The following is a 24,587-nucleotide window of genomic DNA, read 5'->3' as shown; positions in this document are numbered from 1 at the left end:
ACGACCCATGGGTCCGCGTCGCCGTTCAGCCGAAGAAGACCCCGACCTCCTTGTACAGCGCCGGGTCCACCGTCTTCAGCCTCGCCGTGGCCTCGGCGATCGGCACCCGCACGATGTCCGTCCCCTTGAGGGCGACCATCTTGCCGAAGTCCCCGTCGCGCACCGCGTCGATCGCGTGCAGGCCGAAGCGGGTCGCCAGCCACCGGTCGAAGGCGCTCGGCGTACCGCCCCGCTGGATGTGCCCGAGCACCGTCGTACGGGCCTCCTTCCCGGTCCGCGCCTCGATCTCCTTGGCCAGCCACTCACCCACGCCCGACAGCCGGACGTGCCCGAAGGAGTCCTTGGTGGCGTCCTTGAGGACCAGCTCCCCGTCCGTGGGCATCGCGCCTTCCGCGACCACCACAATCGGCGCGTAGCTCGCCTTGAACCGGGAGGTCACCCAGGCACAGACCTGGTCGATGTCGAAGCGCTGTTCCGGGATGAGGATGACGTTGGCGCCGCCCGCGAGCCCCGAGTGCAGGGCGATCCAGCCGGCGTGCCGGCCCATCACCTCGACGACCAGGACCCGCATGTGCGACTCGGCCGTGGTGTGCAGCCGGTCGATGGCCTCGGTCGCGATGCCGACGGCGGTGTCGAAGCCGAAGGTGTAGTCCGTCGCGGAGAGGTCGTTGTCGATGGTCTTCGGCACGCCGACGCAGGGGATGCCGTACTCCTCGTACAGCTTGGCCGCGACCCCGAGGGTGTCCTCGCCGCCGATCGCGATGAGCGCGTCCACCTCGTACTTGGCGAGGTTTTCCTTGATGCCGCGGACGCCGTTCTCCGTCTTGAACGGGTTGGTGCGCGAGGACCCGAGGATGGTGCCGCCCCGGGGCAGGATCCCGCGGACGGCGGGGATGTCGAGGGGGACCGTGGCCCCTTCGACCGCGCCCCGCCAGCCGTCCTTGAATCCGATGAACCCGTAGCCGTACTCCTGCTCGCCCTTGCGGACGACGGCCCTGATCACCGCGTTGAGCCCGGGGCAGTCGCCGCCGCCGGTCAGCACTCCGACCTTCATTGAATCTCCCTTCGCCATGACGGCCACGCTAGTGGTGACCCAGGTCACAGCGAGAGGTCTGGAAGAGTCAATTCGGGCGGAATTACGGGGCGTTGCGTACGCCCGTTCACTCGTACGAGGAAGTAAGTACGACCGACGCCACCGGCTACGCGTCGTCGAGGCCCCGCTCGATCGCGTACCGGACGAGCTCCACGCGGTTGTGCAGCTGGAGTTTGCCCAGGGTGTTCTGGACGTGGTTCTGCACCGTGCGGTGGGAGATGACCAGCCGCTCCGCGATCTGCTTGTACGAGAGCCCCTTGGCCACCAGCCGCAGCACCTCGGTCTCCCGGTCGGTCAGTTGCGGTGCCTTCGCGTCGTCGGAGGCGGCCGGCGCCGGGTCGGTGGCGAGGCGCCGGTACTCGCCGAGCACCAGCCCGGCCAGGCCCGGGGTGAACACCGGATCGCCGGCCGCCGTGCGGCGGACCGCGTCGATCAGCTCCTGGGCACCGGCGGACTTCATCAGGTAGCCGGTCGCACCGGACTTCACCGCCTCCAGGACGTCCGCGTGCTCACCGCTGGCCGACAGGACGAGGACCCGCAGGGCGGGGTTGGCCCCCACCAGCTCCTTGCAGACCTGGACCCCGGGCATGCCGGGGAGGTTGAGGTCGAGGACCAGGACGTGGGGGGTGACGGCGCGGGCCCGGCGCACCGCCTCGGCGCCGTCCCCGGCGGTGGCCACCAGGTCGAAGCCGGCGGCGGCCAGGTCGCGGGCGACCGCGTCCCGCCACATCGGATGGTCGTCGACGACCATCACCTTGATCTCGTGCAACTCGCTCACTGGGTCCTCCCCCTCGGTACTTTCAGTTCCACCTCGGTGCCCTGCCCGGGGACGGACACCAGCTCGGCGCTGCCGCCGAGGTCACGCAGCCGGCCGCGGATGGACAGGGCCACTCCCATCCGGCCCTCGCCCTCCGCCTGGTCGAGCCTGCCCGCCGGAATGCCCGGGCCGTCGTCCCGGACGGTCACGATCACCTCGTCGCCCCAGTCCTCGAGCAGGATCCAGGCACGGGCCCCTTCCCCGGCGTGCTTGCGCACGTTGTCGAGGGCGGCGCCGACGGCCGCGGCCAGCTCCTTCGCCGCCGGCACCGGCAGCGGCACCGGGGTGCCCGGTTCGGCGAAGCTCACGCTGCACCCGGCGTGCTGGGCGAGCAGCGTGCGCAGGTCCAGCTCGCCTTCGTCCGCGCCGGGCTCGTCCACCTCGTACGCGTCCACCAGCGCGCCCCGCGACTCGTCGCGGGAGACCCGGGAGGGGTGCACCAGCCCGCTGGATACCAGCGTGCGCAGCGCCACCTCCTGTTCCCCGGCCATCCGGCCCAGCTCGGCGGCTTCGCCGCCCAGTTCGGTGCCGCGCCGCTGGACCATGGCGAGGACCTGGAGGACCCCGTCGTGGATGTCGCGGGCGAGGCGCTCGCGCTCGCGGGTGGCCGCCTCGATCTCCAGGGCGCGGGCGAGGGTGGCCTCACTGGCCCTGGCCACCTCGACGACGTAGCCGATCGCTATCGAGGCGACCCAGACCAGGAGGACGTTGTGCAGGGTGTCCCGGGTGGGCTCGCCGCCGTGGATGAGGATGTTGGCCGCGGCCACGAAGGTGGAGGCGAAGCCGGCCCAGCGCCAGCCGCCCTTGATGGCGAAGGCGAGGACCGAGCCCGCGGTCCAGATGCTGGGGAGGGTGGGGCCGCCGCCGGCGATCCGCTCGGCGGTGTCGGCGAGCGGGGTGAGCAGGATCCCGACGACGGCGACCGTGAGGTCGGCGCCGAGGAAGCGCTTGGTGCAGCTGGTGGCGTTCGCCACCTTGCGGTGGGTGGCGAGGGTCCAGACCACGAGGACGGCGAGGTAGCCCGCCGCTATCTCCGGGCGGTCGAACCTCTTGTAGGCGGCGGCGAACAGCCCCACCGCGTAGAGCATGGTCAGCAGCCGGTACGCCGTCAGGGCGCGCCAGAGCGGCTGCTCGACCGACATCCGTACGACGCGTTCGCGTTTCGCCATCTCCCCCACCCCCCGCGGGCGGTACGCCCGTCGCTACTCCGCCTTGCCTTCGGCGTTCTCGGCCTTTTCGGCCTTCTCGGCCTTGGCGGCGGCCTTTTCGGCGTCGGCGATCTGGCGCTTGGCCGCCGTCGCGTAGATGTCCACGTACTCCTGGCCGGACAGCTTCATGATCTCGTACATGACCTCGTCGGTCACCGAGCGGAGGATGAAGCGGTCGCTGTCCATGCCGTGGTAGCGGCTGAAGTCCAGCGGCTTGCCGATCCGGATCCCGGGGCGCATCAGCTTGGGGACCACCTTGCCGGGCGGCTGGATCTTCTCGGTGTCGATCATCGCCACCGGGATCACGGGGGCGCCGGTGGCCAGGGCCACGCGGGCCAGGCCGCCGGGCTTGCCGCGGTAGAGGCGGCCGTCGGGTGAACGCGTTCCCTCGGGGTAGATACCGAACAGCTCCCCCCGCTCGATGACCTCGATGCCGCTCTTGATGGCGGCCTCACCGGCCCCGCGCGCACCGGAGCGGTCCACCGGGAGCTGGCCGACGCCCTTGAAGAAGGCGGCCGTCAGCTTGCCCTTGACTCCCGGGGAGGTGAAGTACTCCGCCTTCGCGATGAAGGTCACCTTGCGGTCCAGCACCGCCGGCAGGAAGAAGGAGTCGGAGAAGGACAGGTGGTTGCTCGCGAGGATCGCCGGCCCCTCGGCGGGAATGTTCTCGAGGCCCTCCACCCACGGCCTGAAGGCGAGCTTCAGGGAACCGCCGATGGAGAACTTCATTGCGCCGTAGATCAACTCGAAAGCCTTCCTGTGTCTGTCGAACAGACCATATCCCCTGGCTCTCCCGGCAGCGGCCCGACGACCCTGGTCGGTGCCACCCCGGTCGCGTACGGTGAAGTCACACAGAGCAACGCACCCACCTGATGTACATCATGATCAAGGAGACCCTGGTGCCCGTCCTCCCTGGAGCCGAGCCGTTCCGCCACGAGGGCGGAGAGGTCGGCGTCCTTCTCTGCCACGGCTTCACCGGTTCCCCGCAGTCGCTGCGCCCCTGGGCCGAGTATCTGGCCGGGAAGGGGCTCACGGTGTCGCTGCCGCTGCTGCCCGGGCACGGCACGCGCTGGCAGGACATGCAGCTCACGGGCTGGCAGGACTGGTACGCCGAGGTGGACCGGGCACTGCGGGAGCTGCTGGACCGGTGCGAGCGGGTGTTCGTCTTCGGCCTGTCCATGGGCGGCGCGCTGACCCTGCGGCTGGCGGCCAAGCACGGGGACGCCATCAGCGGCATCGTCCTCGTCAACCCGGCCAACAAGGTGCACGACCCGCTGGCCTTCGCCCTTCCCGTGGCCCAGCACTTCATCCGGTCGACGCCGGGCATCGCGAGCGACATCGCGAAGCCGGGGTCGGACGAGGTCGGCTACGACCGGGTCCCGACGCGGGCCGCGCACTCGCTGCGGAAGTTCCTCCAGCTCGTGGACACCGAGCTGCCGCAGGTCACGCAGCCCGTGCTGCTGCTGCACAGCCCGCAGGACCACGTCGTACCGCCGGTCGACTCGGCGCGGGTGCTGGCGCGGATCTCGTCAACCGATGTCACCGAGACCCTGCTGGAACAGAGCTACCACGTCGCGACGTTGGACCATGACGCGGAGCGGATCTTCGCGGACAGCTATGCGTTCGTCGGCCGACTGGCGGAGAGCGTGGGCAGGGAGGGGGCGCAGGCGGGTGGCTGAGCACGAGGAGCAGTCGGGCGGGGTTCCGCCGCTGGACGAGGAAGCGGCGTGGGCGGCGATCGTCGCCGGGTACGGGCAGGAGCCGCCGGACCCGCCGGGGTCCCGGCCGTTCAAGCCGATCGAGAACCTCATGCTGCCGGAGGAAGACGTCAAGCCGCTGCCGCCGGAGCCGGAGCCCAAGCAGGAGCCCAAGCAGGAGCCCGAGCAGGATCCGGAGCCGAGACCGGAGCCCCCGGCGGCGCTGGGCAGCTCGGTGGTCTTCGCCCCGGGCGTCGGCGTCGCGGGCCCGCGCGACCACTCGCTCACGGAGCCGGCGGACGAGGGCCACTTCGTGCCCCCGGAGCCGGAGCTCCCGGAGGCGGACACCACGTCGAAGTTCGCCTGGCTGGCGGTGGTCGGCGGGCCGGTGCTGCTGCTCCTGGCGGTGCTGTTGCAGTGGGAGATGACCTGGTGGCTGACGACGCTGGGCATCGGCGGCTTCCTGGGCGGCTTCGCGACGCTGGTCGCGCGCATGGCGCACGGCGACGACGATGACGACGACCCGGGCCGCGGAGCGGTGGTGTAACTGGGGCTCGATCGCCGGGGGTCCGGGGGCAGAGCCCCCGGCTACGGCGCCGCAGTTACCGCGCAGCGGGGAGGCGGAGGGCCGCCAGGACCGGGAGGTGGTCCGTGGCCGCCACCAGGTCCGCGGGGATCACGCCCGGCAGCCCCGCCGGGACGCCACAGCCCAGCACCTCCACGCCCTTCGTCGCGAAGACCGCGTCGATGCGCCGGTCCGGTGCCGACACCGGGAAGGTCCGTTCCCCGCCCCACGGGGCCACCGACCAGCAGTCCTGCAACGTGCCCGCGAGCTGCCCGAAGGCCGGGCCGTCCGGTCCCTCGTTCACGTCGCCCGCGGCGATCCCGTACGGGGTGTCCAGCGCCGCGACCCGGTCCAGGAGGCGATCCGCCTGGGCCCGCCGTTCCGCCCGGTCCAGGGACAGGTGCGCGGAGACCAGGCCCGCCCGGGCGCCGCCGATCCGGACCACCGCCGTCGCGAAGCCCCGCCGGTGCAGACCGGGGGTGTGCGGCAGCAGCACGTCCTCCGTACGCTCCACGAACACCCGCAGCGAGCACATCAGCAGCGGCCCGGCCGCCGTCGCGCCCCCGCCGAGCACCACCAGGTCACACTTCGCGGCGAGCCTCGCCGCGTGTTTGCGCCACCGGAAGAACCGCGGCGCCTCCTGCACGAACACGAGGTCCGGTGCGCAGGCCCGGATGACCCGGGCCAGCGCCTCCTCGTCGTCGCGCAGCGAGCGGATGTTGTAGCTGAGCACCCGGATCACGGCAGAACCGTCGGGCTCCGTACGGGACTTCGGCAGCTGGTCCATGCCCGGCAAGATACGCAGCCGCCCGCCGCTCCCCCAAGGGGCGCGGCGGGCGGTCACGTATACGAGGGGGAAGGGTCAGCCCTGGCGTGCCAGGTCCGCCGCGCCCACGAGTCCGGCCTTTCCGCCCAACTGGGCGGCCAGCACCTGCGCGTGCGCACGCCAGGCGCCGCCGACCAGCCAGCGCTTGAAGGACTTGCGGATCGGGTCCAGGACCAGGTCGCCCTCGTCGGAGACCCCGCCGCCGACGATGAACGCGGACGGGTCGAACAGCGAGGCCAGGTCGGCCAGGCCCGCGCCGGCCCAGCGGGCCAGCTCGCGGAAGGCGTCGATGGCCACCAGGTCGCCCTGCCGGGCGGCCTCGCTGATGTGCTTGCCCTCGATGCCCTCGGGGGTGCCGTCGCCGAGCGAGAGCAGGATGGTCGCGTTCTCGGGGGTGGCGTTGGCGCGCTGCTTGGCGTAGCGGACGAGCGCACGCCCGGAGGCGTACTGCTCCCAGCAGCCCTGGCTGCCGCAGCCGCACAGCAGGCCGTCCGGGACGACCCGGATGTGGCCGAATTCGGCGGCGACGCCGAAGCGTCCGCGCCGCAGCTTGTTGCCGATGATGATGCCGCCGCCCAGGCCGGTGCCGAGCGTGATGCAGATGACGTCGTCGTGGCCCTGGCCGGCGCCGAAGCGGTACTCGCCCCAGGCGGCGCAGTTCGCGTCGTTCTCGACGACGACGGGCAGGCCGATGCGCTGCTCGACCTTGTCCTTGAGCGGCTCGTGCCGCCAGTTGATGTTCGGGGCGAAGAGCACGGTGGCGCGCTTGTCGTCCACGTAGCCCGCGGCGCCGATGCCGACGGCGTCGATGGTGTGGTTGCTGCTGACCGCGGAGACGGCGGTGCAGATGGCCTCCGTCACTCCGTCCGCGGTCGGCGGGGTGGGCACCTTGTACGTCTCAAGGATGGTGCCCTCTTCGTCGACCACGCCGGCCGCGATCTTCGTGCCGCCGATGTCGACGCCGATGGTGAGTCCCATTAGTCCCTCGGTTTCCGGTCAAACCCCGCCACGGCCAACCGTACCCGAGGGCGGGACCCCCCAAGGGTTCAGTCGAGATCGATCCGCTCGGCCGGGCCGTCGTCGGGGCCCTCGTCACGGGGGTCGCGCTCGCCGGGCGCCTGCCGCGGAGCCGGGGGTTCGCCCCGCGTCCAGCGGCGCTCGTGGCCCTCGACGGCCGAGCGGTAGGCGGCGAGCAGCTCGGATCCGGCGGCCGCGAGGTGGTCGAAGACCTCGGGGTTGCGCTCGACGACGGGCTTGGCGGCGGTCTTGGCCTGGTTGACGAACTGACGCACGGCCCCCTGGGCGGCGCTGCCGATCAGGGGGTTGTTCAGCCCGGAGACCTTGTCCGCGACGGCCTCGAAGAGCTTGAACAGCTCCTCGGCGGCGGTCCCGGTGCCCTGGCTCCTCGTCCCGCCCTGCCCGCGCAGGCGCTCCTTCTCTGCGGCGAGGTCCTCGGCGCAGGCCTTGGCCCAGGCGTCGTCGTCGGTGGGGCGGTCGGTGGCCTCGCTCATGGCGGACTCTCCTGCTGCAGCTGCTGTGCGTGCGGTACGGGCTACCTTCGACGGTACCCGAACGGCGGTACGGGGATCAGGACGTGCGGGGCCACAGGCCCGGGTCCGGGGTGAAGCGGATGCGGAGGGCGTCCTCGGCCAGGGCGGCGCCGGAGACGGTGCAGCGGCGCAGCGCCGCGGGCAGCGGAACGATCCTGCGGTACGGGCCCACGGTGAGCAGCAGCTCGTCGCCCCGCCGGATCAGGTCGAGCTCGCGCTTGTGCGCACCGGGCAGCGGGACCACCCAGACGAGCACCCCGTCCTCGGCGAGCCGGTCCTCGACCGCCCATGCCCGGCGGGGCGCGGGCCGCTGCGGGACGAGGCCGTCGGTGGCGGCGAGCGGTTCCAGGTCCTGCGGGCCGCGCGGATCCCGGCCGAGGTGGCCGACCCGGACCACGGGAAGCTCGCCGGCCCACTGGGCGGCGTACTTCTCCTGCTGGGCGGCGAGCCCGGCGAGCCAGGGGTCGACGGAGCCCTCGGGGAGCAGGCGGTTGGCGACGACGGCGGAGACGGGCAGCTGCTGGAGGGCGAGCCCGAGCCGCCCCGGCCGGATCGCGTCGGCGGCGGCCGGTCCCGGTTCGGCGACGAGCCGGACCTCGGTGGTGGCGGCCTCGATGACGGCCTGGACCGCGGCGAGCTCCTCGTCCCACCGGGCGGCGGCCTCGTAGAGCCACTGCGCGGGCATGGGCACACCGGCCAGCTGGGCCAGTACGGGCCGCAGGGCGCGGGCGGCCTGCCGCTCCGCGGGGAGCAGCCGGGCGAGGTAGCGGCGCAGCTGCGCGGGGAGGGCCAGGGTGGCCAGGGCCTGGTGGAGCGGGGGCAGGTCGACGACGACGAGGTCGAATCCCGGCGCGGAGGCGGCCCGTCGCAGGGCGCGCAGCAGTGCGAACTGCTCGGCGCCGGGCAGTTCGGTGAGTTCCTCGGCGCCCAGCGGCCGGGCCCCGACCATGCCGAGGAGGGCGGATCCGCGCTCCTGGAGGGCGACGAGTTCCTCCCGGAACTCCTCGCCGGAGTCCACCCGGGCCACCCGGACCCCGCCGGCCACCGGTACGGCCGACAGCCCGGGCGCGACCTCGGCGGGCTCCCCCACCGGCTCCCCGGTCAGGGCGGAGAGGGGGTCCCCGGCGTCGCCGGACAGCAGCAGCACCCGCCGCCCCTGCCGGGCCGCGGCGAGGGCGGTGGCCGCTGCCACGGTGGTCCGGCCGGCCCCGCCGGGTCCGGTGATCAGCAAGGTGTGCACGGTGTTGCGCCTCAGCCGGTCGATTCCACGCGCTTCTTCAGACCGGCCAGGGCGCGGTCGATGATGACCTTCTCGGCCTTGCGCTTGATCATGCCGAGCATGGGGATCTTGACGTCCACGGTCAGCTGGTAGGTGACCTCGGTGCGCTTGCCGCCGTCCAGCGGGGCCAGCCGGTACGAGCCGTCCAGCTGGCGCAGCATCTGCGACTTGTCTAGGGTCCAGCTGACCTCGTCCTCGCCCTTCCAGGTGTAGGCGAGGGTGTGGTCGTCCTTGATCGCGCCCGCGTCGAGCAGCAGCCGGACCTTCTCGGCGCGGCCTTCGGCGTCGGAGGCCAGCACCTCGGCCTCCTTCACCTCGCCAGTCCACTCGGGGTAGCGGGCGAAGTCGGCGATCACGGCCATCACGTCGGCCGGCGAGGCGTCGATCGTGATGCTTGAGCTGGTGTGTTCCGCCATCGCGGTGGCTCCTCCAGAGAGTTTTCGAGGAAGTGTGCGGCCTCCGGCCGCCGCCCGAAGGCTACCGTGCGTGCGGCGCTCACCACTCCAGGGCCCAGGGCCTCCCGGTCGCCGCGAAGTGACCGACGTTCACGCACTCCGTGCCGCCGATCCGCATCCGCCGTGCGAGCGGCTGGTGGACGTGCCCGAAGAGGGCGTACTTGGGGCGGGTGCGCCGGATCGCGGCCAGCAGGGCCTCGCTGCCGCGTTCGAAGCGGCGCGCGACCGTGTCGTAGCAGAGCTCCGGCACCTCCGGCGGGATGTGTGAGCACAGTACGTCCACCTCGCCCAGCGCCTCCACCTTGGCGGCGTACTCCTCGACGTCCACCTCGTACGGGGTCCGCATCGGCGAGGGCAGCCCGCCTCCGACGAAGCCGAAGACCCGGCCGCCGATCTCCACGCGCTGCCCGTCGAGCACCGTGAAGCCGTGGCGGTCGGCGTACTCCGGCCACAGGGCCGGGATGTCCACGTTGCCGTAGGTGGCGTACGTCGGGGTGGGGAAGGCGGCGAACATCTGCGCGTACTGGCGGCGCACGGCGCCCTCGATCAGCCGGTCCCGGTCCAGCCCGGCCCACAGCTGCCGCCCGAAGGCGTGGGCCTCGGCGAAGCGGCGCGCGGTGCGCAGCTCGACGATCCGGTCGGCGTTCTCGACGCCGAACAGGTCGGGGAAGATCCCGCGCGAGTGGTCGGCGTAGTCGAGGAAGAGCACGAGGTCACCGAGGCAGATCAGCGCGTCGGCACCGTCCCCCGCCCGGGCGAGGGCCTCGGCGTTGCCGTGCACATCGCTCACGACGTGGACCCGGGTGCGGGACCCGCTGCGGACCCCGGCGCGGCTCGATCCGCTCGTGCCCGTCTGCCCGTCCCGCATGCTGCCACCCATGCGGCCACCCTAGGGCGGCGGGGTGACGGCGGGGTAGAGGGGGTGGCAGATGCAGCCGGACCTGCGGTTACTTCCGAGTCGCCGAAGGGGTCGACTAGTGTCGGCACGAAAAGCCCGCGTCATGTGACGCACGGAACATCTGGCCGGTTCCCTCTATCCGGAACCCACTACCGGTGGGTAACGTCCGGTCGGTCCACATGGTGGCGATGGCGCCCAGAGGAGCAGCAGTCTTGCGCGAGTTCAGCCTTCCGGCCCTGTACGAGGTCCCGTCGGACGGGAACCTGACGGATCTCATCCGCCGCAATGCCTCGCAGCATCCCGACACCGCTGTCATGAGCCGCAAGGTCGACGGCCGGTGGCAGGACGTGACCGCGACCGAGTTCCTGGCCGAGGTCCGGGCCACGGCCAAGGGCCTGATCGCGGCCGGCATCCGGCCCGGCGACCGGGTCGCCCTGATCTCCCGCACCCGCTACGAGTGGGTGCTGATCGACTTCGCGATCTGGACGGCGGGCGGCGTCACCGTCCCGGTGTACGAGACCAGCTCCCCCGAGCAGATCCAGTGGATCCTCGGCGACTCCGGCGCCGTCGCCGCGGTCGTCGAGAGCCCCGGGCACAGCGCGGCCGTGGCCTCGCTGCGCGACCGGCTGCCGGAACTGCGCGAGGTCTGGGAGATCGAGCAGGGCGCCCTGGAAGCGCTGAAGAGCGCGGGCGCCGGGATCACCGACGACGAGGTCGACGAGCGCAGCAGCATCGCGGGCGCCGACGACCCGGCCACCATCGTCTACACCTCCGGCACCACCGGCCGCCCCAAGGGCTGTGTGCTGAGCCACCGCAACTTCTTCGCGGAGTGCGGCAACGTCGTCGAGCGGCTGGGCCCGCTCTTCCGCACGGGCGAGTGCTCGGTGCTGCTCTTCCTGCCGGCGGCGCACGTCTTCGGTCGCCTGGTGGAGGTGGCGGCCGTACTGGCGCCGATCCGGCTGGGCTGCGTACCGGACATCAAGAACCTGACCGACGAGCTGCAGTCCTTCCGGCCCACGCTGATCCTGGGCGTGCCCCGGGTCTTCGAGAAGGTCTACAACTCGGCGCGCGCCAAGGCGCAGGCCGACGGCAAGGGCAAGATCTTCGATGCCGCCGCCGAGACCGCGATCGCCTACAGCCGGGCGCTGGACACCCCCCGCGGGCCGTCCTTCGGCCTGAAGCTCAAGCACAAGATCTTCACCAAGCTCGTCTACAGCAAGCTGCACACGGTGCTGGGCGGGCGCGGCGAGTACGCGATCTCCGGCGGCGCGCCGCTGGGCGAGCGCCTGGGCCACTTCTTCCGCGGCATCGGCTTCACGGTCCTGGAGGGCTACGGCCTGACGGAGTCCTGCGCGGCCACGGCCTTCAACCCCTGGGACCGGCCGAAAATCGGTACGGTCGGCCAGCCGCTGCCCGGTTCCGTGGTGCGCATCGCGGACGACGGCGAGGTGCTGCTGCACGGCGAGCACGTCTTCAGCGGCTACTGGAAGAACGAGACGGCGACCGCCGAGGCGCTGACCGACGGCTGGTTCCACACCGGCGACGTCGGCACCCTCGACGAGGACGGCTACCTCGCGATCACCGGGCGCAAGAAGGAGCTCATCGTCACCGCGGGCGGCAAGAACGTCGCGCCCGCCGTGATCGAGGACCGGATCCGGGCGCACGCGCTGGTCGCGGAGTGCATGGTCGTCGGCGACGCGCGGCCGTTCGTCGCCGCGCTGGTCACCATCGACGAGGAGTTCCTCGGCCGGTGGGCCGCGGAGAACGGCAAGCCGGCCGGTGTGACGGCGGCGGAACTGCGCGAGGACGCGGAGCTCAACGCCGCCGTCCAGAAGGCCGTCGACGACGGCAACGCGGCGGTTTCCAAGGCGGAATCGGTGCGGAAATTCCGCATTCTGCCCTCCCAGTTCACAGAGGAGTCGGGCCACATCACGCCCTCGCTGAAGCTCAAGCGGAATGTGGTCGCGAAGGACTTCGCGGACGAGATCGAAGCCCTGTACCGGGGCTAGTCCTCGGCGAGGATCCGGGCCATGTTCCGCTCTGCGAGGGCGGTGACGGTCACGAACGGGTTCACGCCGAGCGAGCCGGGGATCAGGGAGCTGTCGACCACGTACAGCCCCTGGTACCCCTTGGCCCGGCCGTAGAGGTCGGTCGCCTCCCCGAGGACGCAGCCGCCGAGCGGGTGGTAGGTGAAGTTGTCGGCGAAGGTCCTGTTGTCGCCGAACAGGTCGTACCGGTAGATGGTGAAGTTGCGCCGGTTGATGCGGTCGAAGAGGTTCTTCGCCGCGTTGACCGAGGGCGTGTTCTGGTCCCGCCGCCAGTTGAGCCGGGCCGAGTCGGTGGCAGCGTCGTACGTGAAGTGCCCGCGCTCGGGGTTCTTGGTGATGGCCAGGTACATCGAGATCCAGTGCTCGATGCCCATGGGGAGCGGGGCGATCTCGGCGAAGACCGGGTTCGCCGCGTTGTCCCAGTCGTCGATGCCCAGGGCGGGCATGGTGGCCTGGTTGCAGCCGACGGTGTCCCACAGGTGGTTGGCGCGGGCGGTCATGACGTTGCCGTTGTGGCCCCAGCCGAGCCCGACCCGGTCGCTGAGCGCGGGCAGCGCCCCGGTCTCGCGGGCCCGCAGCAGGATCTCGGTGGTGCCCAGGCTCCCGGCCCCCAGGAAGAGCCGCCGGCAGCCGAGTTCGCGGACCTGGGTGACCCTTCCGGTGAGATCGCTGGTCCGCACGGTCAGCACGTACCCCCCGGCGGGGTCCTGCCGTACGCCGACCACGTGCTGCATGGTCTCGATGGTGACGTTGCCGGTGCCGATCGCGGCCGCGAGGTAGGTCTTGTCGACGCTCTTCTTGCCGTGGTTGTTGCCGTAGATGACCTCCCCGGCCAGGGCTGATTTCGTGGCGGTGCCGGCCGCCTCGCGCTGCATGTAGGCGAAGTCGTAGACGTTGGGGACGAAGACGGTCTTCAGGCCGGTGTTGTGGGCGTGTTTGCGGGAGATCCGGGCGAAGCGGTACCACTCGGTGGACTCGAACCAGGCCGGGTCGATGTCGTTGACCCCGAGCATGGCGCGGGCGCGGGGGTAGTAGGTGCCGTACATCTCGTCGGCGTCGACCGCCGGCAGCACCTCGGAGAAGTACGAACGCCGCGGCGTCGGCGCCATCCCGCCGTTGACGAGGGATCCGCCGCCGACGCCGCGGCCCACGTACACGGACATGTCGCCGTAGTTCACGCGGTCGAGGACGCCGGGGTACGGGCTGATGTCGCGGTTGACCACGTCGAGCCAGAGGAACTGGGCGAGCGGGGCCTCGGTGCGCGTGCGGAACCACATGGAGCGCTGGTCGGGCGCGGAGGTGGAGGGGAAGACCTTTCCGTCGGGCCCGGGGGTGTCCCAGAGCCGGCCCATTTCGAGGACGACGGTGCGCACGCCGGCCTGCCCGAGGCGCAGCGCGGCGACGGCGGCCCCGTAGCCGGACCCGACGACGATGGCGGGCGCGTACTGAGCCGCCTGTGGCTCGGCCGCGGCCGCGGAGGACAGCCCGATGCGCGTGAACCCGAGCGCGGCGGCGGTCTGCAGGGCGGCCAGTCCGAGGACGTGACGGCGCGTCAGATTTGGTGTCATGGCCGCATGATGTGCGGAATCCACCCTTCCACCCATACGCCGCACAGCCAGACATCTGAGAGACAGTCAGCCATGGCTGCCAAAACCCAGCCTCGCCGGCGATTGGGGCGCCGCAGCCGTCAGAGCAGCTCGCGGAGGCGGTCCGCCAGGAGGTCCCAGCGCCAGCGGTCCTCGACCCAGGCGCGCCCGCGCTCGCCCATGCGGGCCCGCAGGGCCGGGTCCAGCAGCAGGGCCACCACGCGATCCGCCGCGTCGGCCGGGACACCGCCCCGCACGACCCACCCCGTCTCCCCGTCCAGCACCGCGTCGGGCGCTCCGCCCGAGTCGCCCGCGACCACCGGCAGCCCCGTCGCCGAAGCCTCCAGGTAGACGATCCCCAGGCCCTCGACGTCCAGCCCGCCCCGCCGGGTCCGGCACGGCATGGCGAAGACGTCCCCGGCCCCGTAGTGGGCGGGCAGTTCGGACCACGGGACCGATCCCGTGAAGACCACCGAGTCCGCGACGCCCACGGAAACCGCCAGCGCCCGCAGGTCGGACTCGTACGGCCCGCCGCCCACGATCAGCAGCACCGCGTCGGGCACCGCCGCCAGGATCCTCGGCATCGCCTCGATCAGCGTGTCCTGCCCCTTCCGCGGCACGAGCCGGGACACGCACACCACCACCGGCCGGTCGGTCAGCCCGAGCCGCGCCCGGACCTCCGCCCCGCCCGACTCCGGGTGGAAGGTCTTCTCGTCCACGCCCGGCGGCAGCTGCACCATCCGGGCCGCCGCGCGGTCCGTCAGCGTCGAGGCGATCCGCGAGCGCGTGTACTCCCCCAGGTAGGTCAGGGTGTCGGTGCCCTCGCCGATCCGCCGCAGCAGCTGCCGCGCCGCCGGCAGCTGGGCCCAGCCCGCCTCGTGCCCGTGCGTGGTCGCCACGATCCGCTTGGCCCCCGCCCGCCGCAGCGCCGGGCCCATCAGCCCCAGCGGGGCCGCCGCCCCGAACCACACGGACTCGCAGCCGTGTTCGCGCAGCAGGCCCACCGCCCGCCGCGTCACGCGCGGGGTCGGCAGCAGCATGGTCGTGCGGTCGCGCACCACCTGGAAGGGCTGCTCGGCGTCGAAGGCCGCGGTGGCCTCGCGGCCCTCCGCATTGTGCTTCCAGGTGGAGGCGTACACGACGACCCGGTCGGGATCCAGCCGCAGCGCCATGTTGTGCAGGAAGGCCTGGATGCCGCCCGGTCGCGGGGGGAAGTCGTTGGTCACGATCAGCGTCTTGTGCATTGCCTGCCGACAGTACCGGACGCGTGCGGCGCTCAGCGGAGCCAGTCGCGCAGGGCCTCCTGCCAGGCCTTCGTCAGCCCCGCCCGGTCCACGCCGAGCGCCTCGTCCAGTGCCGTCGGCAGCGGCTCCCGGGCCGCCCGCTCGTACAGGTCGACCAGGGCCTCCTCGCCCCATTCCGCCGCGATCAGCCGGCAGGCCAGCCACGCGCCCTCGTACGCCCGGGCCAGCGCCTCCGAGTCGCCGCCGAAGGCGAAGGCCTCCGTGGCGGGCAGCTCGGCGGGCACCTCGCCCCGCCGCACGGCCCGGCCCAGCGCGGGGGCGCCCTGCCCCGGCGTGGTGGGGCCACCGCGGTACGCCGCCCAGTCCGCGAAGCCCTCGGAGAGCCACAGCGGGGTGGTGGCGGAGGTCGCCGCCCGGGTGGCCACGTGGGTGACCTCGTGGGTCAGGACGATCCGCCGGCCCGCCTCGCCCAGCTCGGCGTACCCCTCCGGGTTGACCACCACCCGGTCCGCGGGAGCGGGTCCCGCGCCCACCCGGCCGGTGGTGACGGCGCCCATGCCCCGGTACGCGTCGGCCGTCCCGCCCAGCAGCTCCGCCATCCGCGCCAGTGATCCCGGGACCAGCACCACCACCCGCCCGGCCCACGGCCGGGGCCACGCGGCGCTCGCCGCGGGCACCGCCCGGTCGGCCTCGGCGGCGATCCCCCGCAGGGTGTCCTCGCTCTGCCCCGAGCCGCCCAGCACCAGCGAGTGCGCGCCCCGGACCACCGACACCGGCCCCTGGTCCCACAGCTGCGGCGGCGTGCCCGGAGCGGGCCGGTCCACGGCCACCCGCCACGTGCCGCCGTCGCCGTGCAGTTCGAGCTCGCGGGCCGAGCCGGCCTGGGCCGGGTCGTAGCCGGTGAGCCGGTAGCGCAGCTCCGCCCGTACGAGGGCCCGTACGCCGTCCCGCCGCACCGAGGCGACCTCGTACGCCCAGTCCTCGACGGGGATCCCGGCCAGCCGCTCGGGCGGCGTCCGCGACCAGTCGGCCACGGCCCGGCGGATGTCCTGCTCGGCCGTGTCGGCCGGCCGCAGCGCGCACCCGGCCAGCAGGAGGCACAGCAGGAGCGGCAGCGCGCGTACGAGACGACGACCCGGGAGCATCAGCCGATCGTACGCAAGGGCGGGTTACCCGAGGTCAGGGCCGGGTCACCGCGGACACCGGCATCATCCCGACGGGGTCGTAGCGGACCCGGGCCCCGGGGTACGGGGCGTGCACCACCTGGCCGTTGCCGACGTACATGCCGACGTGGCTGGCATCCGAGCGGTACGTCACCAGGTCGCCAGGGCGAGCCTGCGACAGCGGCACCTGGCGGCCCGCGTGGCGCTGGGCCTGCGAGGTGCGGGGCAGCGAGACCCCGGCCTGGCGGTAGGACCAGACCATCAGCCCGGAGCAGTCGAAGCCGGAGGGGCCGGTGGAGCCCCACACGTACGGGCGGCCGACCGCGGCCCGGGCCGCCATCACGGCGGTCGCGGCGCGCCCCGAGGAGGCGCCCAGGGAGGACAGCTCGGGCAGCGCGTCGGGGCGGCCGCCCGAGCGGGAGGCGCGCTCGAAGTCGGCCCGCTCCCCGGAGGGCATGGCGTTGAGCAGCCGCCGGGCGGCCGCGAGCTTCGCCGTGACCGAGCGCTTGTGCCGGGCCACGTCGGCGCGCAGCGCGTCGAGTTCGGCGAGTTTGCGGGAGGCCTCCCGGCGCTCCTGGCCGAGCCGGCGCTGCTCCTCGCGGAGTTCGTCCAGCTGCCGGGCCTGGCGGCCGGTCAGCCGGTCCAGGGCGGCGGCCTGCGCCAGGTACGCGTCGGGGTCCTCGGCCAGCATCAGGCCGACGGCGGGCTCGATGCCGCCGCTGCGGTACTGGGCCCCGGCGAAGGTGCCGAGGATGCCCCGCATGGTGTTGATGCGTTCCTGACCGCGGGCGACCAGGTCCTGGGCGCGGTTGACCTCGGCGCGCAGCCGGCCGGCCTTCTCGCCCGCCTCGTTGAAGCGCTCGGTGGCCTGCTCGGCCTCCTCGAAGAGCCGGTCGACCTGGGCGCGGGAGCCCGCTGCGGGGTCCTGCGGGAGGCCGGGGGCCGCGCCGGCTGGTGCTCCCGTCATGGCGACCGCGGCCGTGGCCGCGGCGGCGGTGAGGACGGTGACCTTGGGGTTCCGGTCGAGGCTGCCGAGCCCGGGCCGGCGATGGGACGCCACGTGAAACCGCTCCCTTCCGCTGGGCGTGGCCCGGGTCCGCCCCCCGTGGACGGACGTGTGCCGGGTTCCGCGCTGGCAGACAGTAGCCGCGCCACCGGGCACCGGCCAACGACCGCCGACGGGCACGCACAGTGACGCCCCGCCGGAGACGCAGGTCACCGGCGGGGCGTGGGGTCAGAGCGGAGCCCTGCAATTCGCCCGGATGGGCGGTGTGCGGCGCGTCAGATGCGGACGCCGAACTGGAAGGGCATGTTGTCCATCGACTCGTACTTGATGCCGCCGCGCGGGTTGGAGGCGTGCAGCGTCATGTTGTTGCCGGCGTAGAGGCCGACGTGGTGCAGGTCTCCGTAGAAGAAGACCAGGTCACCGGGCTGGAGCTGGCTGCGGCTAATGCGCGTGCCGTCGTTGGCCTGGGTGTAGGTGGTGCGGGTGATGCTCACGCCGGCCTGCTTGTACGCCCACTGGGTCAGCCCGGAGCAGTCGAAGGCGCTCGGGCCGGTGGCGCCGGAGACGTACGCGCCGCCCAGCTTGGTCTTGGCGGCCGCCAGGGCGGCTCCGGCGCGGCCGGAGGCACTCACGTTGCCGAGGTCGACGCGCTGGCTCTCGCTGCGGCTGGCGCGCGACTCCTCGTCCTTGAGCGCGGCACGCTCCTGCGCGGTGAGGGTGTTGAGCAGCGCCTGGGCCTCGGCGAGCTTGTCCTGCGAGACCTTCTTCTTCTCGCCGAGCTCCTTGCGGGTGGCGTCGAGGTCGGCGAGCTTGCCGGCGGCCTCCTGGCGCTGCTGCGCGAGGCTGCGCTGCTTCGCCTGGATCTTCTGGACCGCCTCGACCTGCTTGCCGCTCAGGTGCTCCAGGGAGGAGGCCTTGTCGAGGTAGCTGTCGGGGTCCTCGGAGAGGAGGAGGGCGAGCGACGGATCTATGCTGCCGCTGCGGTACTGCGCGCTCGCCATCGAACCGAGGGTGCTGCGCAGCTCGTTGAGGTCGCCCTGGCCGCGCGCGACCTGGTCCTGGAGCTGCCCGATCTCCTTCTCGAGCTTCTCCTGGCGTTCCTTGGCCCCGTTGAACTTCTCGGTGGCCTGCTCCGCCTCTTCGTAGAGCGCGTCGACTTGGGACTTGACCTCGTCCTTGCTCGGCTTCGCCGGGGCCGCTGTGGCGCCCTGGGAGGAGAGCGCGACGGCCGCGGCCGCGGTTGCGGTCAGCACGGTCACACGAGCGCGGGTCGGCTGCTTGGGTCGACGGTGGGACGCCACGAAGGCGAGCTCCTTCTTCCTAGAGCCGCCGAAGAACGCAACTCGGCAGCACCTCCGCTGCCACCCCTAATGAGTGATCTACCGCACGAAGGTTTGAGGAGACCCTAGTGACCCATCTGTGATCAGTTCAAATCCTGTCGGGAAAAAAGTCGGTCGCCGACCAGGTTCTTTACCTACAGCGCACGCTCTGTGCCGGGCACTTGACGGTACGTTCCCTGAAGCCCCTGCCAATTCGGGCATTGGGGCCAGGAGTTATGAAACGCGCGAAAGCCGCTTCAGCAGCAAAGCGGACGCCACCGGTCGCGCACCCGCCTTGGCCACCCCGTCCGCGACCTCCCGGTCCGTGGAGACCACGACCACCGGCCGGCCGGGCGGCTCCGCCCGCACCAGCTGGCGGATCAGCTCGTCCGCCGTCACACCGGCCTTGGAGAACAGCACCCGTACCCCGCGCGGCGGCGCGAGCAGTACCGGGGCGGCCAGCTCCGCCCCGTCGAAGACACAGGTCATCTCCGCGCCCGTCTGGGCGGCCAGCATCGACAGCCCGCCCAGCAGCCGCAGCCGCTGCTTCTCCAGCGGCATCGTCGGATAGCCGGTCTTGGTCACGTTGTAGCCGTCGACCACCAGATGGGCCTGGGGCAGCGCCAACAGCTGGTCCAGCAGCGCCGGATCGGTCTCCGACAGGGCACGCGCCGCGATGTCCTTCGGCGTCATCCGGCCCGGCTCCACGGCCTCCACGGTGTCCGCCGGGCGCGTGGACACCGGCGGCAGCGCCAGCTCGCGGCGCAGCCCCGCCGCCGCGTCCAGCACGGTGTCCAGCAGCAGCCGCAGCCGCATGTCCTCGATGCTGCGTCCCTCGCGGGTGGCCCGGCGCGAGGTCTCCAGCGACGTCTCCACCTCCGCCAGCCGGGACTTGAGCCGCCGGGTCTCGCTCTCGGCGGCGGCCACCCGTGCGGCCGCCTCGCCGCGGATCCCGTCGACCTCGGCGTTCACCTTGCGCAGGGCCGCCTCGCCGCGCTTGACGTCGCTGAGCGCGCTGCGCAGCTTGCGCTGAAGCGATTCCGCTTCCTTGCGGACCTCGTCCAGCTCGGCCCGCACCTGCTCGCCGCCGGAACGCTGCAGGTCCCGTACCTGCGCCAGCTCCTCGCGGAGCCGCTCCAGCTCGCGCCGGGTCTCCTCGCCGACCCGCTCGGCGTCGGCGCGCTGCGCCTCCTCGCCGGCGGCGGCCACCAGCTTGACCCAGCCGACCGGCCGCAGGACGTACGCGGCCGCCGCCACGTCCAGCGGATCGGCGGCGGCGGGCGGCGCGCCGGACTCCAGCGCACCGGCCAGGTCCGCCTGTGCCTCGCGCAGCTTCTCGGCGACCCGGCCGCGGAACACTGGGTCGGTCTCGACCGCCGCGGCCATCGCGTTGCCCGCGAACTTGGCGCGCCGGGTCGGGGTGAAACGGGCGTACTGGCGCAGCTGCGCCGGGAGGTCCGCGACCGTCAGTCCGCCGAAGGCGTCCGAGACGAGCGCGACGACCCGGCGCCGCACGCCTTCCGGCAGCGGGCGGTCGAGCACCTCGGCGGCGTCGCCGGCCGCGTCGGCCGGCTCAGCGCCGCTTGCTGGCTCCACAATCCGTCACCCCTACCGTGATCTACCTATGGGCGGGGCTCCGTCAGGAGTCCGCGCCCGGCCTGTCCACGAGCTCGATCTGGTCCACCGCGTTGCACCAGCGGCAGCGGACCGACTCGATGGTCTCATTGACCACCTCGCGCTCCTCGACCTTGGGCTCCCCGGCGAGGTCCAGGTGGATGTACTCCACGACCTTCGACGAACGGGTGACGTCGAAGCGCGTGAGGTTGCCGCACAGGGTGCAGCGCCACCGGGTGGTGTCGGTCGGCAGGGGAACCGTCATCAGGCCGCTCTCTCCTTCGTAGCTGTTTCAATTAAAGCCGTCTGCAGCGCCGTCTGCGCCGATTGGGCAGACGTCGGCTCGTAACCCTACGGCCTGCCACCGCTTCAGGTGGGGCGGGTTGCGTCATGCTCTGTCACATGATCGTAAGGTGGCAGGCCGTTCGCGAGGCCGCCCGGGGACCGGTGGTCACCCATGCGCTGATCGCGGGCTGCGCCGTGGTGTTCGTACTCGGCCCGGCCTCGGGGCTGAATCCGGGCTACGGGACGGGCGAGGGGCTGCTGACCGCCGGGACGGACTACTTCCGGCGCTGGGGCGTGGTCCCGGACGAGCTGCTCACCGGCCGCCCGCGCGCCTGGCTGACCCCGCTGACCGCGCTGTTCGTGCACGGCAGCTGGCTGCACCTGCTCGGCAACATGCTCTTCCTCTACGTCTTCGGCGCGATGGCGGAGGAGCGGATGGGCCGCCCGGCGTTCCTCGTCTTCTACGTCTGTACGGGCTACGTGGCCCTGGCGGCGTACGCGGCGGCCAACGCGGGGTCCCCGCAGACGCTGGTCGGGGCGTCCGGGGCGATCTCGGCGGTGCTGGGCGCCTTCCTGTACCTGCTCCCGCGGGCCAGGGTGACGAGCCTGTTCCCGTTCCTGTTCTTCCTGCCGCTGCGGTTCCCGGCGTGGATCGTGCTGCTGTTCTGGTTCGCCCTCCAATGGGTGGCGGCGCACCGGGCGGGCAGCGGTCCAGGGGTCGCCTATCTGGCCCACCTGGTGGGCTTCTCCGTCGGCTTCCTGTACGCGTGGGCGCGCTATCGGCGTACCGCCGAGAGGTGTTCCGTAGTTCAGGAGTAGTCGATCTCGAGGTTGTGGTGGGAGGCGACGGCGCAGGTGGTGCTGTTGATCGCGTTGAAGTCGACGCGACCGCTGGTCAGATTGTAATCAACCAGTCACCTAGCGTGTCGCATGTCAACTAATCTCGTCACGGGAGGTGACGACGATGCAAGCTGCCCAGACGCGCAAGTTCCGGGGAAAGAACAAGGCCCCGAAGTGGACCACCTGGTCCACCGCCCTGTCACAGCACTGCCTGTGCGGAGAGCGGGTCAACAAGACGCTGCGGGACCGTGAGCACAACTGCGTCGCGTGCGGCCTCGTCGGCAAGCGTGACCTTGTGTCCGCAGCGCTGGCCGCGTTCGTCCGCCTCACCGACGTGGACGACCCCAAGACCGCGTACCTGGACGTCACGATGTCCCGGCACGCACAGATCATCTTCTCAACTGGGCTGGAAGAAGCCCTGTGTGAGTCAACCACACCGTGCCAGAACACCTCTCGGGGTGCTGGTCGCGTGGCAGTCCCGGCGCAGCGCGGGACCTCTGCTCACCGAACCGCCGGAAAGCGGCCCCGAGCAACCCCGGATGAGACACGCCCCGTGCGCGACCACGCCGGAAAGCCCGGACACCGCCCGGCTGCAATCCTCAGCTCACCTTTGGTGACTTACGGATCAAGTCTTAGAGTGAGGCGACCAGCGACGGCCACCGAGGGAGACAGCCAACCGTGATCACCGCGATCGTGCTCATCAAGACCAGCGTGGACCGCATCCCCGAGATCGCCGAGGCCATCGCCGCGCTGGACAGCGTCAGCGAGGTCTACTCCGTCACGGGGACGTACGACCTGATCGCGCTGGTCCGCGTGGCCCGCCACGAGAACCTGGCGGACATCATCCCGGGCCGCATCAGCAAGATCCCGGGCGTGGAGGCCACGGACACCCACGTGGCGTTCCGCACGTACTCGCAGCACGACCTCGAGGCGGCCTTCGCCATCGGCCTGGACGCGTAGCGGTTCAGAGCGCGGGCAGCGCCTCGCCCGGCCGGGCGGGGCGGCCCTCCTCGAGCCGGAAGAGGTATCCGCGGAGGTAATCCCCGAGGCCGCCGTCGATGTGGGCGACGTAGTCGCGGGCCCCGGCGGACGCCTCGCGCTCGTAGCGGTCCTCCGACACGGACCACGTGCGGTCCAGGACCACCGCCCACTCGCGCACCCGACCGCGGTCGCGCCACCAGTCCCGGACGAGCTCCGGGGTCCAGTGCGCGTCACCGTCACCGGCGTACCCCGCCATCGGGTCGCACTCCGCCGCGCAGAGCACGGCGTACGTCTCCCGTTCGTCGCGCGGCTGGCGGTAGACGAACTCCTGGTTGTACTCACCGTCGTACATGACGTTGTCGGGTGCGCAGTCCCGCCCCGTCCAGCAGTTGTCCGTCCCGGCCCCGTAGAACGGGCCCGGGACGTTGCGCCAGTTGCGCTCGCCCCACTGGTCCGGCTCGCAGCTGCTGCGTGTGCCCCGGCTCCAGTCGAACACCGGCGGCCGGGTGCCGGGCTCCCACTGGGGCAGGTGCGTGCCCGCCACGGCGCGGACGGTCGGTATCGGGTCCCAGTAGGTCATGATCCGCAGCCTGTCACACGGCCGGGACGCAGCGGCCTTCCTCGGTGCGGTACTGCCACTGGGCGCCGTCCGCGACGAGTTCCTTCACCGCGCGGACGAAGCGTTCCACGTGCTCGTCCGGGGTGCCGGCCCCGAAGCTGACGCGGATGGCGTTGAGGGACCGCTCCCCCGGGGCCGCCTCCGGGGCGCCGCATTCGCCCTGGGCCTGCGGCTCGCTGCCCAGCAGGGTGCGGACCAGCGGGTGGGCGCAGAACAGGCCGTCGCGGACGCCGATCCCGTACTCGGCGGACAGCGCGGCCGCGAAGTGGGAGCTGTTCCAGCCGTCGACCACGAAGGAGATGACGCCGACCCGCGGGGCGTCGTCCCCGAAGAGGGAGAGGACGCGGACCGCGGGAACGTCGGCCAGGCCGTCCCGGACCTTGGCGATCAGGTGGCGCTCGCGGGCGACCAGGTTCTCGAAGCCCGCCTCGGTCAGGGCCTTGCAGGCGGAGGCGATGGAGTAGACGCCGATGACGTTCGGGGAGCCGGCCTCGTGGCGGGCGGCGGTGGTGTGCCACTCGACGTCCACGCCGCCGTCCTCGCGCCGGGCGACCTTGCGGGAGGCGCCGCCGCCGGCGAGGTACGGCTCGGCCTGCTGGAGCCAGTCCGCGCGGCCGGCGAGGACGCCCGAGCCGAAGGGCGCGTACAGTTTGTGGCCGGAGAAGGCGACCCAGTCCACGTCGAGGTCCTGGACCGAGACGGGGTGGTGGGGGGCGAGCTGGGCGGCGTCCAGGACGATCCGCGCGCCGTGGGCGTGCGCCGCCGCGGCGAGCTCCCTGACCGGCCACAGCTCACCGGTGACGTTGGACGCGCCGGTGACGCAGACCAGGGCCGGGCCGTAAGGGTCGCGGTCGGCCAGCGCCCGCTCCAGGGTGGCGACGGCCTCGTCCGGGGTGCGGGGGGCGTTGAGGTAGGTGACCTGGGCGTCCGTCCACGGCAGCAGCGAGGCGTGGTGCTCGGTCTCGAAGACGAAGACCTGGCAGCCGGCCGGGAGGACCGCCGCGAGCAGATTCAGCGAGTCGGTGGTGGACCGGGTGAAGATCACCTGGTCGGCGGGGCGGCAGTCGAGGAACTCGGCGACCGTGACCCGGCTCTGCTCGAAGAGGTCGGTGGAGAGCTGCGAGAGGTAGCCGGCGCCCCGGTGGACGCTGCCGTAGTACGGGGCGTACGCGGCCACGTCGTCCCAGACCCGCTGGAGCGCGGGGGCGCTGGCCGCGTAGTCGAGGGCGGCGTAGGTGACCTCGCCACCGGTGACGAGCGGGACGGTGACGTCACGGCCGAGGACCGGCAGCGGCTCGGCACAGGCGGGGTCGACGGCAGCGGCGGAGGTGGCGACGGCGGTGGCGACGGCGGCGTTCAGGGATGCGGACATGGCGGAATCTCCCGGCAGGCAGGGGTGAATGGCTTCGGTGTGCCCGTACGCGGCCACGGCGCGGCGCCGTGCGGCGGGGTACGGGAAGTCCTCGGATCTGAACGGGGGTACACGGAAGTGAC

General features: G+C 72.4%; 25 protein-coding genes. 5 read left to right on the top strand and 20 right to left on the bottom strand.

Going from position 1 to position 24,587, the window contains the following annotated elements; genetic code table 11:
• Positions 1 to 25: 25 nt before the first annotated feature.
• The 4 genes from JIW86_RS28430 to JIW86_RS28415 form a co-directional block, all read right to left on the bottom strand.
• Entirely contained in the window at positions 26 to 1,054 is a 1,029-nt protein-coding gene (locus JIW86_RS28430; protein WP_215146416.1) for a 6-phosphofructokinase, read from the bottom strand.
• Between the two features lie 145 nt (positions 1,055 to 1,199).
• The gene (locus JIW86_RS28425; protein ID WP_215146531.1) at positions 1,200 to 1,844 is read right to left on the bottom strand and encodes a response regulator; all 645 of its coding nucleotides are present in this window, start codon (positions 1,842 to 1,844) and stop codon (positions 1,200 to 1,202) included.
• Positions 1,845 to 1,867: 23 nt separating this feature from the next.
• On the bottom strand, positions 1,868 to 3,079 hold the full coding sequence (gene macS, locus JIW86_RS28420) for a MacS family sensor histidine kinase (RefSeq protein ID WP_257556683.1): 1,212 nt from the start codon (positions 3,077 to 3,079) through the stop codon (positions 1,868 to 1,870).
• Positions 3,080 to 3,112: 33 nt separating this feature from the next.
• Positions 3,113 to 3,847 carry a lysophospholipid acyltransferase family protein gene (locus JIW86_RS28415; protein ID WP_257559469.1) on the bottom strand — a complete coding sequence of 245 codons (735 nt, stop codon included), beginning with the start codon at positions 3,845 to 3,847 and terminating at the stop codon, positions 3,113 to 3,115.
• Between the two features lie 170 nt (positions 3,848 to 4,017).
• Here JIW86_RS28415 and JIW86_RS28410 point away from each other — a divergent pair, with 170 nt between their 5' ends.
• Together JIW86_RS28410 and JIW86_RS28405 are read left to right on the top strand one after the other, a co-directional pair.
• Positions 4,018 to 4,797, top strand: a complete 780-nt coding sequence (locus JIW86_RS28410) for an alpha/beta hydrolase (RefSeq protein WP_215146529.1) — start codon at positions 4,018 to 4,020, stop codon at positions 4,795 to 4,797.
• Positions 4,790 to 5,362: a hypothetical protein gene (locus tag JIW86_RS28405; protein ID WP_257556682.1), complete on the top strand. Its 573-nt coding sequence runs from the start codon at positions 4,790 to 4,792 to the stop codon at positions 5,360 to 5,362. Before JIW86_RS28410 ends, JIW86_RS28405 begins: the two co-directional genes overlap by 8 nt.
• A gap of 55 nt (positions 5,363 to 5,417) precedes the next feature.
• On the opposite strand, the gene JIW86_RS28400 is transcribed toward JIW86_RS28405, so the two are convergent.
• From JIW86_RS28400 to JIW86_RS28375, 6 genes are all read right to left on the bottom strand, one after another.
• Positions 5,418 to 6,167 carry an endonuclease/exonuclease/phosphatase family protein gene (locus JIW86_RS28400; protein WP_257556681.1) on the bottom strand — a complete coding sequence of 250 codons (750 nt, stop codon included), beginning with the start codon at positions 6,165 to 6,167 and terminating at the stop codon, positions 5,418 to 5,420.
• Positions 6,168 to 6,242: 75 nt separating this feature from the next.
• Positions 6,243 to 7,184, bottom strand: a complete 942-nt coding sequence (locus JIW86_RS28395) for an ROK family glucokinase (protein ID WP_257556680.1) — start codon at positions 7,182 to 7,184, stop codon at positions 6,243 to 6,245.
• A gap of 68 nt (positions 7,185 to 7,252) precedes the next feature.
• Positions 7,253 to 7,717, bottom strand: coding sequence for a DUF5304 domain-containing protein (locus tag JIW86_RS28390; RefSeq protein ID WP_257556679.1), 465 nt, complete (start codon positions 7,715 to 7,717; stop codon positions 7,253 to 7,255).
• Positions 7,718 to 7,793: 76 nt separating this feature from the next.
• Positions 7,794 to 8,996, bottom strand: a complete 1,203-nt coding sequence (locus JIW86_RS28385) for an ArsA family ATPase (protein ID WP_257556678.1) — start codon at positions 8,994 to 8,996, stop codon at positions 7,794 to 7,796.
• An 11-nt stretch (positions 8,997 to 9,007) separates the two neighbouring features.
• On the bottom strand, positions 9,008 to 9,451 hold the full coding sequence (locus JIW86_RS28380) for an SRPBCC family protein (RefSeq protein WP_215146409.1): 444 nt from the start codon (positions 9,449 to 9,451) through the stop codon (positions 9,008 to 9,010).
• A gap of 79 nt (positions 9,452 to 9,530) precedes the next feature.
• Positions 9,531 to 10,358: a metallophosphoesterase family protein gene (locus JIW86_RS28375; protein ID WP_215146528.1), complete on the bottom strand. Its 828-nt coding sequence runs from the start codon at positions 10,356 to 10,358 to the stop codon at positions 9,531 to 9,533.
• A gap of 242 nt (positions 10,359 to 10,600) precedes the next feature.
• Here JIW86_RS28375 and JIW86_RS28370 point away from each other — a divergent pair, with 242 nt between their 5' ends.
• The gene (locus JIW86_RS28370; protein ID WP_215146408.1) at positions 10,601 to 12,397 is read left to right on the top strand and encodes an AMP-dependent synthetase/ligase; all 1,797 of its coding nucleotides are present in this window, start codon (positions 10,601 to 10,603) and stop codon (positions 12,395 to 12,397) included.
• Here the strand turns inward: JIW86_RS28370 and JIW86_RS28365 are convergent.
• The 7 genes from JIW86_RS28365 to JIW86_RS28335 form a co-directional block, all read right to left on the bottom strand.
• Positions 12,394 to 14,004 carry a GMC oxidoreductase gene (locus JIW86_RS28365; RefSeq protein ID WP_257556677.1) on the bottom strand — a complete coding sequence of 537 codons (1,611 nt, stop codon included), beginning with the start codon at positions 14,002 to 14,004 and terminating at the stop codon, positions 12,394 to 12,396. The genes JIW86_RS28370 and JIW86_RS28365 overlap by 4 nt on opposite strands.
• A gap of 119 nt (positions 14,005 to 14,123) precedes the next feature.
• Positions 14,124 to 15,266, bottom strand: coding sequence for a glycosyltransferase family 4 protein (locus tag JIW86_RS28360; RefSeq protein WP_257556676.1), 1,143 nt, complete (start codon positions 15,264 to 15,266; stop codon positions 14,124 to 14,126).
• A 32-nt stretch (positions 15,267 to 15,298) separates the two neighbouring features.
• A complete protein-coding gene (locus JIW86_RS28355; RefSeq protein WP_257556675.1) occupies positions 15,299 to 16,411 on the bottom strand; it encodes a hypothetical protein in 1,113 nt (370 codons plus the stop codon).
• Positions 16,412 to 16,445: 34 nt separating this feature from the next.
• Positions 16,446 to 17,489, bottom strand: a complete 1,044-nt coding sequence (locus JIW86_RS28350) for an NlpC/P60 family protein (protein WP_257556674.1) — start codon at positions 17,487 to 17,489, stop codon at positions 16,446 to 16,448.
• A 221-nt stretch (positions 17,490 to 17,710) separates the two neighbouring features.
• Positions 17,711 to 18,736, bottom strand: a complete 1,026-nt coding sequence (locus JIW86_RS28345; RefSeq protein ID WP_215140590.1) for a C40 family peptidase — start codon at positions 18,734 to 18,736, stop codon at positions 17,711 to 17,713.
• Between the two features lie 252 nt (positions 18,737 to 18,988).
• A complete protein-coding gene (locus JIW86_RS28340; protein WP_257559468.1) occupies positions 18,989 to 20,353 on the bottom strand; it encodes an NYN domain-containing protein in 1,365 nt (454 codons plus the stop codon).
• A gap of 40 nt (positions 20,354 to 20,393) precedes the next feature.
• A complete protein-coding gene (locus tag JIW86_RS28335) occupies positions 20,394 to 20,633 on the bottom strand; it encodes a hypothetical protein (protein ID WP_030036330.1) in 240 nt (79 codons plus the stop codon).
• A 125-nt stretch (positions 20,634 to 20,758) separates the two neighbouring features.
• Here JIW86_RS28335 and JIW86_RS28330 point away from each other — a divergent pair, with 125 nt between their 5' ends.
• Positions 20,759 to 21,472: a rhomboid family intramembrane serine protease gene (locus JIW86_RS28330; protein WP_257556673.1), complete on the top strand. Its 714-nt coding sequence runs from the start codon at positions 20,759 to 20,761 to the stop codon at positions 21,470 to 21,472.
• Between the two features lie 220 nt (positions 21,473 to 21,692).
• Here JIW86_RS28330 and JIW86_RS28325 read toward each other — a convergent pair whose 3' ends face one another.
• Positions 21,693 to 21,875, bottom strand: a complete 183-nt coding sequence (locus JIW86_RS28325; protein ID WP_257556672.1) for a hypothetical protein — start codon at positions 21,873 to 21,875, stop codon at positions 21,693 to 21,695.
• Positions 21,876 to 22,171: 296 nt separating this feature from the next.
• On the opposite strand from JIW86_RS28325, the gene JIW86_RS28320 reads away from it, so the two are divergent.
• Positions 22,172 to 22,453 carry an Lrp/AsnC ligand binding domain-containing protein gene (locus JIW86_RS28320; RefSeq protein WP_031148522.1) on the top strand — a complete coding sequence of 94 codons (282 nt, stop codon included), beginning with the start codon at positions 22,172 to 22,174 and terminating at the stop codon, positions 22,451 to 22,453.
• A 4-nt stretch (positions 22,454 to 22,457) separates the two neighbouring features.
• On the opposite strand, the gene JIW86_RS28315 is transcribed toward JIW86_RS28320, so the two are convergent.
• The gene (locus tag JIW86_RS28315) at positions 22,458 to 23,054 is read right to left on the bottom strand and encodes a ferredoxin (RefSeq protein WP_257556670.1); all 597 of its coding nucleotides are present in this window, start codon (positions 23,052 to 23,054) and stop codon (positions 22,458 to 22,460) included.
• A 13-nt stretch (positions 23,055 to 23,067) separates the two neighbouring features.
• Positions 23,068 to 24,465: an aminotransferase class V-fold PLP-dependent enzyme gene (locus JIW86_RS28310; RefSeq protein WP_257556669.1), complete on the bottom strand. Its 1,398-nt coding sequence runs from the start codon at positions 24,463 to 24,465 to the stop codon at positions 23,068 to 23,070.
• Positions 24,466 to 24,587 lie beyond the last annotated feature (122 nt).

Source organism: Streptomyces sp. NBC_00162 (genome assembly GCF_024611995.1).
Classification (GTDB): domain Bacteria; phylum Actinomycetota; class Actinomycetes; order Streptomycetales; family Streptomycetaceae; genus Streptomyces.
The sequence above is the reverse complement of the archived record's forward strand: the minus strand, read 5'-3'. Positions and strand labels throughout refer to the sequence as shown.

Bases quoted from the DNA above. Each gene is read 5' to 3' on its own strand.
- JIW86_RS28380 (WP_215146409.1), bottom strand. From the start codon at position 9,451: ATGGCGGAACACACCAGCTCAAGCATCACGATCGACGCCTCGCCGGCC.
- JIW86_RS28415 (WP_257559469.1), bottom strand. From the start codon at position 3,847: ATGAAGTTCTCCATCGGCGGTTCCCTGAAGCTCGCCTTCAGGCCGTGG.
- JIW86_RS28400 (WP_257556681.1), bottom strand. From the start codon at position 6,167: ATGGACCAGCTGCCGAAGTCCCGTACGGAGCCCGACGGTTCTGCCGTG.
- JIW86_RS28395 (WP_257556680.1), bottom strand. From the start codon at position 7,184: ATGGGACTCACCATCGGCGTCGACATCGGCGGCACGAAGATCGCGGCC.
- macS (WP_257556683.1), bottom strand. From the start codon at position 3,079: ATGGCGAAACGCGAACGCGTCGTACGGATGTCGGTCGAGCAGCCGCTC.
- JIW86_RS28310 (WP_257556669.1), bottom strand. From the start codon at position 24,465: ATGTCCGCATCCCTGAACGCCGCCGTCGCCACCGCCGTCGCCACCTCC.
- JIW86_RS28335 (WP_030036330.1), bottom strand. From the start codon at position 20,633: ATGACGGTTCCCCTGCCGACCGACACCACCCGGTGGCGCTGCACCCTG.
- JIW86_RS28360 (WP_257556676.1), bottom strand. From the start codon at position 15,266: ATGCACAAGACGCTGATCGTGACCAACGACTTCCCCCCGCGACCGGGC.
- JIW86_RS28425 (WP_215146531.1), bottom strand. From the start codon at position 1,844: ATGGTCGTCGACGACCATCCGATGTGGCGGGACGCGGTCGCCCGCGAC.
- JIW86_RS28355 (WP_257556675.1), bottom strand. From the start codon at position 16,411: ATGCTCCCGGGTCGTCGTCTCGTACGCGCGCTGCCGCTCCTGCTGTGC.
- JIW86_RS28330 (WP_257556673.1), top strand. From the start codon at position 20,759: ATGCTCTGTCACATGATCGTAAGGTGGCAGGCCGTTCGCGAGGCCGCC.
- JIW86_RS28430 (WP_215146416.1), bottom strand. From the start codon at position 1,054: ATGAAGGTCGGAGTGCTGACCGGCGGCGGCGACTGCCCCGGGCTCAAC.
- JIW86_RS28390 (WP_257556679.1), bottom strand. From the start codon at position 7,717: ATGAGCGAGGCCACCGACCGCCCCACCGACGACGACGCCTGGGCCAAG.
- JIW86_RS28315 (WP_257556670.1), bottom strand. From the start codon at position 23,054: ATGACCTACTGGGACCCGATACCGACCGTCCGCGCCGTGGCGGGCACG.
- JIW86_RS28365 (WP_257556677.1), bottom strand. From the start codon at position 14,004: ATGACACCAAATCTGACGCGCCGTCACGTCCTCGGACTGGCCGCCCTG.
- JIW86_RS28375 (WP_215146528.1), bottom strand. From the start codon at position 10,358: ATGCGGGACGGGCAGACGGGCACGAGCGGATCGAGCCGCGCCGGGGTC.